Below are 8,489 nucleotides of genomic sequence, written 5' to 3'. Positions count from 1 at the left end.
CGCCACCCCGGCCAGCAGCACCGCGGCAAGACCGGCCAGGCTCAGGTAGCGCTCGGCACGCTCCAGGGCGTTGCCGAGGCCCGGTCGGTCGCGGCGCAGGTCGCGCACCTCGACGCCGTCACGACGCAGGCGCTCGAGCAGCGGCGCCAGTTGATCCAGCGCCTGGGGCGGGCCGGCGGCAAGCAGCTCGAATTCCACCCGCGCTCCCGGCTGCACCAGGTTGGTGGCCTCGAGGTCGTCGAGATGGACCATCAACCGCGGGTTGAAGTTGCCGAAGCCGGCGGACTGGTCCGGCTCGCGCTCGACCAGTCCGGTCAACGTCAGCTCGCCCTCGCCCACTTGAATGCGGTCGCCCAGCTCCGCCTCCAGCAGCAGCGCCAGGCGCGGCGCCACCCAGGCTTCCCCCGGAGCGGGGCCGTGGCCGACCGTCTCGAGACCCTCGCCGCGGTCGACGTAGACCTCGCCGTAGTGGGGGTAGATGCTGTCCACGGCCTTGAGACTGGCCGGCTGGAAGGCGTCGCCGAAGCTGACCATGGTCACCATGTCGACCTGGTCGCTCAGCGTCATGCCGGCCTCTTCCAGGGTCTGGCGCAGCTCCTGGCTGAAGGGGCGGCCCTGCTCGAGTACCAGATCGCCGCCCAGCAGCTGACCGGCCTGACGGGTCAAACCACGGTCGAGGCGGTCGAGAAAGAAGCCGATCATGGTCGAGGCGGCCACCGCCAGCGCCAGAGCGACGAACAGCGCACGCACGTCGCTGGCGCGCAGATCGCGCAGCAGGCCGCGGGCGGAGAGGCGCAGCAGGTTGGCGCCCTCGGCCTGGGTAGAGGCTCGGCTCATGCGCCCACCTCTTCATCGCGCAATAGTTCGATCAGCTGCCCCTCCTCCAGACGCAGGCTACGATCGCAGCGCGCCGCCAGCGCATGGTCGTGAGTCACCAGTACCAGGGTGGTGCCGGCTTCGCGGTTGAGCTGGAACAGCAGGTCGATGATGCGCGCCCCGGTGGCTTGATCCAGGTTGCCCGTGGGTTCGTCGGCGAACACCAGCTCGGCGCCGGTGACAAAGGCCCGGGCCAGCGCAACCCGCTGCTGTTCGCCGCCGGAAAGCTGCTTGGGCAGATGCTCCATGCGCTCACCCAGACCGACGCGGGTGAGCCAATCGCGGGCCCGGGCCCCGGCGTCGGGAAGCGGCGAGAGCTCCAATGGCAGCAGCACGTTCTCCAGCGCCGTCAAGGTCGGCAGCAGCTGGAAGTTCTGGAACACGAAGCCGACCCGGCCGGCACGCAGCCGGGCGCGGCCATCTTCATCGAGCTTGCCGAGCGTCTCGCCGAATAGTTCGAGCTCGCCGCCGCTCGGCTCGTCCAACCCCGCCAGCAGGCCAAGCAGGGTCGACTTGCCTGCGCCACTCTGGCCGAGGATCGCCACGCTCTCGCCGGGGAACACTTCGAGCTCCAGACCACTCAGAATGGTGAGCCGCCGTTCGCCACTCGTCACCTGCTTGCTCAGCTGACGAGCATGTAGAATCGGTTTGGCGTCACGCCCGGAAGCGGCGGCAAGCGAAACAGCATCTCGAGTCAAGGAGTCGGTCATGGTGAAAGTCTTTCCCTTTGGTCTGGTAGGCGTCTGGCTGGCGCGCTGGCGTTCCTGCGGCGCTGGCCTTGCCGGTAGCGCGCTGTTCGCCCTGGCACTGGTCACTGCTCCGGCCCTGGCAGCCGAGCGTCCGGTCCTGCTGGTAATAGGTGACAGCCTGAGCACAGCCTATGGCTTCGAGCAGGAGGCCGGCTGGGTCACCCTGCTCGAGGAGCGGCTCGACGGCAGCGCGCGGGTCGTCAATGCCAGCATCAGCGGAGAGACCAGCGGCGGCGGTGCCAGCCGGCTCCCCGAGCTACTCGGACAGCACGACCCGGACATCGTTCTGCTCGAGCTGGGCGGCAACGACGGTCTGCGCGGCCTGCCGCCGACCCAGATGGAGGCCAATCTGGCCGGCATGATCGAGGCCAGCCAGGCCGCCGGCGCCGAAGTGCTGCTGCTCGGCATCGACATTCCGCCCAACTACGGGCAGGCCTACCGCCGCGCCTTCACCGACGTCTTCAGCCGTCTGGCCGATACCTACGATACCCCACTGGTGCCTTTCCTGCTGGAAGGCGTGGCGCTGGAAGATGGCCTGATGCAGAGCGACGGCATCCACCCCACCGCCGAGGCCCAACCCATCATACTCGACAACGTCTGGCCCGCCCTCGAACCGATGCTGGAAAACAACGGCGTGCAGCTGGCCGAAGTGGCAGCGGAATGAGCGACTAGCCGGCGGTCCATTTGCGGACTATTCTTGGACCACCATCATGTTATCAGGAGTGCACTCATGCGCACCGAGACCATCAGCTACCTCAAGCAGAATGCGGCCACACTCGACGTGGAGGAGCCCTTGGTCATCACGCAAAAGGGCAAGCCTACCTACGTGGTGGAGTCCTACGCCGCCCACGAGCGCCGCGAGCAGGCTATTGCCTTGCTCAAGCTGCTGAGCCTGGGCGAGAAGAGCCGTGAGGAAGGCAAGACCATGAGCGCCGAGGAGTTCATGGCGCGGCTCGAGACCAGGCACGAGGCACGCCGTGGCGAATCATTATGACAACGCCGCTGCGAGTGGTCTTCGAAGCCACGGCAGAACTCAGCCTGGAAACCTGCGAGAACTTCCTGCTCGACAAACTCGAGCTCCCGTTGCCGCGTGTCGAGACAATTTCACGAAACCTCGTCACGACCTGTCTCGAACGGCTCTCGACCCATCCCCATACCTATCCTGTCTGCTGCCTGGCCCTGGAGCTGGGCATCGGCCACTACCGTGAGCTGCTGATCGACGGCTACCGGGTCATCTATCGCTTCTGGCCCGAGCAGGAGCAGGTGTCAGTCTATCTCTTCGCCCATCAGCGCCAGGACTTCAAGCAACTGCTGTTCGAATATCAGCTGCTCTCCTGAGCCGCTGCCCGCGGTGCCTTCTGCCATTGCTGTAACCCCAGGCCACCGAGGATCAGCACCAGCCCGACCAGAGTGGAGAGCAGGATCGGCTCGCCCACCACCAAATAGAGCAGCAGCAGAGAGACCGGCGGCGACAGGAAGATCAGGTTGGAGACCCGCGCCGTACGCGACACCCGATGCATGGCCAGCTGCCACAGCACGAAGGCGATGCCCATCTCGAACAGGCCGACGTAGACCCCGGCGCCCAGCGCCGCCCAGCCGTGCCAGGTGAAGCCGGGCCCCAGCAGCATCAGCAGCGTGAGCACCGGCAGGCCGACGCTGAAGTTCTGCCACTGGGCCACCAGCGGTGGGCGGGCGTCGCGCACGTTGAGCAGCCAGTAAAGCGCCCACAACAGCGTCGAGCCCAGCGCCAGCCCCACGCCCAGCGGATCGGCAAAGGCCACGTCGAGCACCTGCCCTCGCGTGGCGATCACCCACACCCCAGCATAGGCTATCAGCCCTGCCGCCACGTCGGTGCGGGTCAGCCGCTGGCCGAGGATGGGTACGGCGAGAAAGGCCATGGCCAACGCCCAGGTGTAGTTGAGCGCCATGGCCTCCTGGCCCGGCAGGCGGGCATAGGCACCGAACAGCACCAGATAGTAGGCCACCGGGTTCATCAACCCGGCCCAGGCGGCGGTGCGCCAGCCGCGGCGCAGGGCCTGGCCGAGCAGCCCCTGACGCATCACCAGCACGCCCATCAGCAACCACGACACTGCAGATGCCAGCCACATCAGCTCCAGCGGCGACATGTAGCCCAGCGCCACCTTGAAGGCGGTGGCCACCGTCGACCACAGCGCCACGGCGCCCAGGCCGAACAGAATCGCCTGGCGGTCCTGATTCGGCATTGCCGCACTGGCCATGGTTTTCATCTATCGATATGCCCCAGGTCCCGCCCGGGGTCGAGTCTGTCGCGTACCCGCTGCTTGAGCTGCTTGCTGTCGGGGAAGCCGCCGTCGCGCTTGCGCTCCCAAAGCGACTCGTCATCAAAGAAGATCTCGAAATAGCCCCCGTGGGAGGGCACAAGGGCGACCTCTTCCAGCTCCTCGCCAAAGGTGGAGAGCAGCTCCTGGGCCAGCCAGGCGCTGCGCAGCAGCCACTGACACTGGGTGCAGTAATGGATGCGGATGCGTGACATGCGGACCACCCTGTCGCAACAATGGAACCGGAATGATAGCAGCCGAGGAGCCGGAATGAGCGAGCGCGAGATCAGCCAGTCGCGACTGTACGAGTGGTTGACGGGCGATGAAGACAGCCGCATGTGCAAGGACATCGCCGACGAGGCCTGCGACGAGCAGCCACGCAATTTTTTCCTGCACCTGTTCGCCTCCTTGGGCAACAAGCTGGCAGACGAACTCTCCAGCGCCCGCCTGGTGCTACCCTGGCTGCTCGGCGTGATCGGCGCCCCGCTGTGGATGGTCGGGCTGCTGGTGCCGATCCGCGAAGCGGGGGCCCTGCTGCCGCAGCTGTTCGTCGCCGGCTTCATTCGTCTCAAGCCGCAGCGCAAGTGGGCCTGGGTCGTCGGCGGCTGCCTCCAGGCCTTGGCGGCGGTGACACTCGCGCTGCTCGCCCTGTTCGGCCAGGGCGGGCTCGGCGGCGCCCTGGTACTGATCACGCTGGTGGCACTTTCGCTGGCCCGCGGGCTCTCGTCCATCGCCACCAAGGACGTGCTGGGCAAGACCATCGCCAAGCAGCGCCGCGGCAACCTGCTGGGCTGGAGCGGCAGCGTGGCCGGGGCCGTCACCCTGGCTGCCGGCGGCGTGTTGATGCTGTTCGAAGATCGCCCCGGCGAACTGGCCCTGGCGGCACTGCTAGGCGTCGCCGCGCTGGGCTGGGCCGTCAATGCCCTGTGCGCGGCCCGCATCGCCGAGGTGCCGGGCGCCGTGGAGGGCGGCGAGAACGCCTGGAGCAGCATCAAACTGGGGCTGCATCTGATGCGTGAGGACCGCAACTTCCTGCACTTCAATATCTCACGTGCGCTGCTGCTGGCCAGCGCCCTGGCACTGCCCTATGTAGCGTTGCTCGGTCAGCAGCAGAGCGGCGCCGAGCTTGGCGGGCTGGGCCTGCTGATCGTGGTCTCGGGCCTCGCCGGCATGCTGGCAAGCCCGGTGTGGGGCAAGCGCTCCGACACCTCCAGTCGCAGCGTGCTGCGCGACACCGGCCTGGGCGCTGCGGCCTGCTGTCTGCTCGGCGCCGGCATCGCCTGGCTGCCGGGAGAGTGGACCACCCAGGTATGGCCCTATGCCCTGGTTTATGCTCTGCTTGTCGTCGTCCACGCCGGGGTGCGCCTGGGCCGCAAGACCTACCTGGTCGACATGGCAGGCCAGGACAAACGGGCACTCTACGTCGCGCTTTCCAATACCATCACCGGTGTGCTGATGCTTTTTGTCGGTGGCATGACGGGTGTGCTGGCCCAGTGGCTGGGTACCGACTGGCTGCTGGTGGTACTGGCCGTGATGGCGCTGGGAGCCGCCACCTCCGCTGCACGCCTGCCGGATGTCGAGTAAAGTTCAGTAGACGTTGTCAATCTGGCGCCGGCTGGCCATGGTGTAGCATAGTGACATTTGGTAATAGACACGATCGGTAACCGCCAAGCCCGAGACAGGAATGCCTGGAATGAAACGAACCCCATTGATCAGCCCCGAACTGCTCGAGCGAATCGTCGACGCCTCCGAGGACGGCATCGTGGTCGCCGAACAGGAAGGTGACGAGAACATTCTCATTTACGTCAACAAGGGCTTCGAGCGGCTCACCGGCTACAGCGCGGACGAGATCCTGTACCAGGACTGCCGCTTCCTGCAGAACGACGACCGCGACCAGCCGGCGCTGGACAACATCCGCAAAGCGCTGGCCGAGGGCCGGCCGTGCCGGGAGGTGCTGCGCAACTACCGCAAGGACGGCACCCTGTTCTGGAACGAGCTGTCGATCACCCCCGTCTACGATGCCGACGACAACCTGACCTACTACATCGGTGTACAGAAGGACGTCACGGAGCGCGTCGAGGCGCAGCGGGAGTTGGAACGAATCAAGGCCGAGCACGGCCTCTCGTAACCTGCAGGCGCAAAGAAAAAAATCGCGATTAAGCTTGCTCTCGGCTCCTTCCGGATATATATAGCCGTCAGGTGCCGATCTTTGGCACCGATGGCGCTTCAGGTCCGTCGCTTCGGACGCGAAGCGGATGTGCGATACGTCGATCGCAGCGCGGTCGACACTGGGCCATGGGAGGACTTCGCATGAGCCATGAACCCCTTGTCAACGACACTCACGACGACGACGACTTCCTCGAAGCGGTGAACGACGACGACTATGTGCGTCCTCGCGCCTCCAGCCGTGCCGATACCCTGCGTGCCCGACGCCGCGTCGAGGCCCTGTTGGAAGAGCGCCGCCTCAAGCGCGTCATCGAAGACGACTGGATGCTGCTCGACGAGGAAGAAGAAGAGTAGACACCCCCATCGCAGCGACACTGGCCTTTGCCCTGCCCGACCACTATCATCGTGGCCACTGAACCCCTCAACTCCAGTGGAATTCCATGGCGCAATACGTCTTCACCATGAATCGGGTGGGCAAGGTCGTTCCGCCCAAGAAGCAGATCCTCAAGGACATCTCCCTATCCTTCTTCCCGGGCGCCAAGATCGGCGTGCTGGGCCTGAACGGTGCCGGCAAATCGACCCTGCTGCGCATCATGGCCGGAGTAGACAAGGAGCATGAAGGCGAAGCGCGCCCCATGCCCGGCATCAACATCGGCTATCTGCCCCAGGAGCCCCAGCTCGACGACGACAAGAGCGTGCGCGAGACCGTGGAGGAGGCGCTGGGCGAGATCAAGGAGGCGCAGACCAAGCTGGACGCCGTTTACGCCGCCTACGCCGAGCCGGATGCCGACTTCGATGCCCTGGCCGCCGAGCAGGCGCGCCTGGAGAACATCATCGAGGCCGCCGACGCGCACAACCTCGAGCGCAAGCTGGAAGTCGCCGCCGAGGCGCTGCGCCTGCCGCCCTGGGACGCCCGTGTCGGCCACCTCTCTGGTGGTGAGCGCCGTCGCGTGGCCCTGTGCCGGTTGCTACTCTCCAGCCCCGACATGCTGCTGCTCGACGAGCCCACCAACCACCTGGACGCCGAATCGGTCGCCTGGCTCGAGCGCTTCCTGCACGATTACCCCGGTACCGTGGTAGCCATCACCCACGACCGCTACTTCCTCGACAACGTGGCCGGCTGGATTCTCGAGCTCGACCGCGGCCACGGCATCCCCTTCGAGGGCAACTACTCCCAGTGGCTGGAATCGAAGGAGAAGCGACTGGAGCAGGAGGCCAAGCAGGAAGCCTCACGCCAGAAGGCGATCAAGCACGAGCTGGAGTGGGTGCGCAGCAACGCCAAGGGGCGTCAGGCCAAGAGCAAGGCGCGCCTCAACCGCTTCGAGGAGATGCAGTCGGGCGACTTCCAGAAGCGCAACGAGACCAATGAGATCTACATTCCGCCCGGCCCGCGCCTGGGCGACAAGGTGATCGAGTTCCACGGCGTGTCCAAGCGCTTCGAGGACAAGCTGCTCTACGAGGATCTCACCTTCACCGTACCCAAGGGGGCCATCGTCGGCATCATCGGCGGCAACGGCGCCGGCAAATCGACCCTGTTCAAGCTGATTACCGGCAAGGAGCAGCCCGATAGCGGCGAGGTGGTGATCGGCGAGACCGTCGACATCGCCTACGTGGAACAGCTGCGCGACGCCCTCGAAGACAAGCAGACGGTGTGGGAAGCGGTCTCCGACGGCCAGGACATCCTCAACATCAATGGCTACGAGGTCTCCTCACGCGCCTATGTTGGCCGCTTCAACTTCAAGGGCAACGACCAGCAGAAGTTCCTGAAGGACCTCTCCGGCGGTGAACGCGGCCGTCTGCAGCTGGCCCAGACCCTGAAGCAGGGCGCCAACGTACTGCTGCTCGACGAACCGTCCAACGATCTCGACATCGAGACCCTGCGCGCACTGGAAGAGGCGCTGCTCGCCTTCCCCGGCTGCGCTCTGGTGATCTCCCACGATCGCTGGTTCCTCGACCGCATCGCCACCCACATTCTGGCGTTCGAGGGCGACTCCCACGTGGAGTTCTTCGAGGGCAACTACACCGACTACGAAGCGGATCACCGCAAGCGGGTCGGTAACGACACCCCGCACAGGATGAAGTACAAGCGCATCGACGCCTGATCTCGCCGGATGCCACAAACGCAACGAGGCCCCGCCATGCGGGGCCTCGTTGCGTTTGCCAAGATGGCAAGGCTACGGTTTTCGCCCGGTGATCAGCGAGACGATGAACAACACGATGAACAGGAAGAACAGGATCTGAGCGATGGTCGTCGCCGCACCGGCGATGCCGGTGAAACCCAGCACCCCCGCAATGATGGCGATGATCAGAAACAGCATGGCATTGCCGAGCATATGGACCTCCTTGACTCGTTTAGCGCCAATTTCCTTCGGCGCAGTTTCCCTATCAGGTGCCTTTAAGC

Annotated in this window: 12 protein-coding genes; 7 read left to right on the top strand and 5 right to left on the bottom strand. The window is 65.5% G+C overall.

Going from position 1 to position 8,489, the window contains the following annotated elements:
- Window positions 1–837, bottom strand: an 837-nt coding sequence (locus B8115_RS07475) for an ABC transporter permease (protein WP_010627156.1), incomplete at its 3' end; no start/stop codon positions are given.
- Complete coding sequence (locus tag B8115_RS07470) at window positions 834–1,586, bottom strand: ABC transporter ATP-binding protein (protein WP_010627155.1); 753 nt, start codon at window positions 1,584–1,586, stop codon at window positions 834–836. The genes B8115_RS07470 and B8115_RS07475, both read right to left, overlap by 4 nt.
- On the opposite strand from B8115_RS07470, the gene B8115_RS07465 reads away from it, so the two are divergent.
- The 3 genes from B8115_RS07465 to B8115_RS07455 all read left to right on the top strand — a co-directional run bounded on the left by B8115_RS07465 (window position 1,585) and on the right by B8115_RS07455 (window position 2,963).
- Window positions 1,585–2,289 (top strand): arylesterase, encoded by a 705-nt coding sequence (locus B8115_RS07465; RefSeq protein ID WP_010627154.1) that lies wholly within the window; start codon window positions 1,585–1,587, stop codon window positions 2,287–2,289. The two genes, B8115_RS07470 and B8115_RS07465, sit on opposite strands and share 2 nt — an antisense overlap.
- A 66-nt stretch (window positions 2,290–2,355) precedes the next feature.
- Complete coding sequence (locus B8115_RS07460) at window positions 2,356–2,619, top strand: type II toxin-antitoxin system Phd/YefM family antitoxin (RefSeq protein WP_010627153.1); 264 nt, start codon at window positions 2,356–2,358, stop codon at window positions 2,617–2,619.
- On the top strand, window positions 2,616–2,963 hold the full coding sequence (locus B8115_RS07455) for a type II toxin-antitoxin system RelE/ParE family toxin (protein WP_010627152.1): 348 nt from the start codon (window positions 2,616–2,618) through the stop codon (window positions 2,961–2,963). Before B8115_RS07460 ends, B8115_RS07455 begins: the two co-directional genes overlap by 4 nt.
- Here B8115_RS07455 and B8115_RS07450 read toward each other — a convergent pair.
- Both B8115_RS07450 and B8115_RS07445 read right to left on the bottom strand, forming a co-directional pair.
- Window positions 2,948–3,862, bottom strand: coding sequence for a DMT family transporter (locus B8115_RS07450; protein ID WP_010627151.1), 915 nt, complete (start codon window positions 3,860–3,862; stop codon window positions 2,948–2,950). The genes B8115_RS07455 and B8115_RS07450 overlap by 16 nt on opposite strands.
- Before the next feature lie 5 nt (window positions 3,863–3,867).
- Entirely contained in the window at window positions 3,868–4,137 is a 270-nt protein-coding gene (locus B8115_RS07445) for a SelT/SelW/SelH family protein (protein WP_010627150.1), read from the bottom strand.
- A gap of 55 nt (window positions 4,138–4,192) precedes the next feature.
- On the opposite strand from B8115_RS07445, the gene B8115_RS07440 reads away from it, so the two are divergent.
- From B8115_RS07440 to ettA, 4 genes are all read left to right on the top strand, one after another.
- On the top strand, window positions 4,193–5,506 hold the full coding sequence (locus B8115_RS07440) for an MFS transporter (protein ID WP_010627149.1): 1,314 nt from the start codon (window positions 4,193–4,195) through the stop codon (window positions 5,504–5,506).
- 109 nt (window positions 5,507–5,615) lie between these two features.
- Entirely contained in the window at window positions 5,616–6,050 is a 435-nt protein-coding gene (locus B8115_RS07435; RefSeq protein WP_010627148.1) for a PAS domain S-box protein, read from the top strand.
- Window positions 6,051–6,232: 182 nt separating this feature from the next.
- Window positions 6,233–6,442, top strand: coding sequence for a PA3496 family putative envelope integrity protein (locus B8115_RS07430; protein WP_010627147.1), 210 nt, complete (start codon window positions 6,233–6,235; stop codon window positions 6,440–6,442).
- A gap of 86 nt (window positions 6,443–6,528) precedes the next feature.
- Window positions 6,529–8,190 (top strand): energy-dependent translational throttle protein EttA, encoded by a 1,662-nt coding sequence (gene ettA / locus B8115_RS07425; protein ID WP_010627146.1) that lies wholly within the window; start codon window positions 6,529–6,531, stop codon window positions 8,188–8,190.
- Window positions 8,191–8,262: 72 nt separating this feature from the next.
- Here the strand turns inward: ettA and B8115_RS07420 are convergent, their stop codons facing one another.
- Window positions 8,263–8,421 (bottom strand): DUF1328 domain-containing protein, encoded by a 159-nt coding sequence (locus B8115_RS07420; protein ID WP_010627145.1) that lies wholly within the window; start codon window positions 8,419–8,421, stop codon window positions 8,263–8,265.
- Window positions 8,422–8,489 lie beyond the last annotated feature (68 nt).

It is taken from the genome of Halomonas sp. KM-1 (genome assembly GCF_000246875.1).
GTDB lineage: Bacteria > Pseudomonadota > Gammaproteobacteria > Pseudomonadales > Halomonadaceae > Halomonas > Halomonas aerodenitrificans.
The sequence above is the reverse complement of the archived record's forward strand: the minus strand, read 5'-3'. Positions and strand labels throughout refer to the sequence as shown.

What these genes read in the sequence shown, in the direction of transcription:
- B8115_RS07465 (WP_010627154.1), top strand. Translation starts at nt 1,585, where the DNA reads ATGGTGAAAGTCTTTCCCTTTGGTCTGGTAGGCGTCTGGCTGGCGCGC.
- B8115_RS07470 (WP_010627155.1), bottom strand. Translation starts at nt 1,586, where the DNA reads ATGACCGACTCCTTGACTCGAGATGCTGTTTCGCTTGCCGCCGCTTCC.
- B8115_RS07460 (WP_010627153.1), top strand. Translation starts at nt 2,356, where the DNA reads ATGCGCACCGAGACCATCAGCTACCTCAAGCAGAATGCGGCCACACTC.
- B8115_RS07455 (WP_010627152.1), top strand. Translation starts at nt 2,616, where the DNA reads ATGACAACGCCGCTGCGAGTGGTCTTCGAAGCCACGGCAGAACTCAGC.
- B8115_RS07450 (WP_010627151.1), bottom strand. Translation starts at nt 3,862, where the DNA reads ATGGCCAGTGCGGCAATGCCGAATCAGGACCGCCAGGCGATTCTGTTC.
- B8115_RS07445 (WP_010627150.1), bottom strand. Translation starts at nt 4,137, where the DNA reads ATGTCACGCATCCGCATCCATTACTGCACCCAGTGTCAGTGGCTGCTG.
- B8115_RS07440 (WP_010627149.1), top strand. Translation starts at nt 4,193, where the DNA reads ATGAGCGAGCGCGAGATCAGCCAGTCGCGACTGTACGAGTGGTTGACG.
- B8115_RS07435 (WP_010627148.1), top strand. Translation starts at nt 5,616, where the DNA reads ATGAAACGAACCCCATTGATCAGCCCCGAACTGCTCGAGCGAATCGTC.
- B8115_RS07430 (WP_010627147.1), top strand. Translation starts at nt 6,233, where the DNA reads ATGAGCCATGAACCCCTTGTCAACGACACTCACGACGACGACGACTTC.
- ettA (WP_010627146.1), top strand. Translation starts at nt 6,529, where the DNA reads ATGGCGCAATACGTCTTCACCATGAATCGGGTGGGCAAGGTCGTTCCG.
- B8115_RS07420 (WP_010627145.1), bottom strand. Translation starts at nt 8,421, where the DNA reads ATGCTCGGCAATGCCATGCTGTTTCTGATCATCGCCATCATTGCGGGG.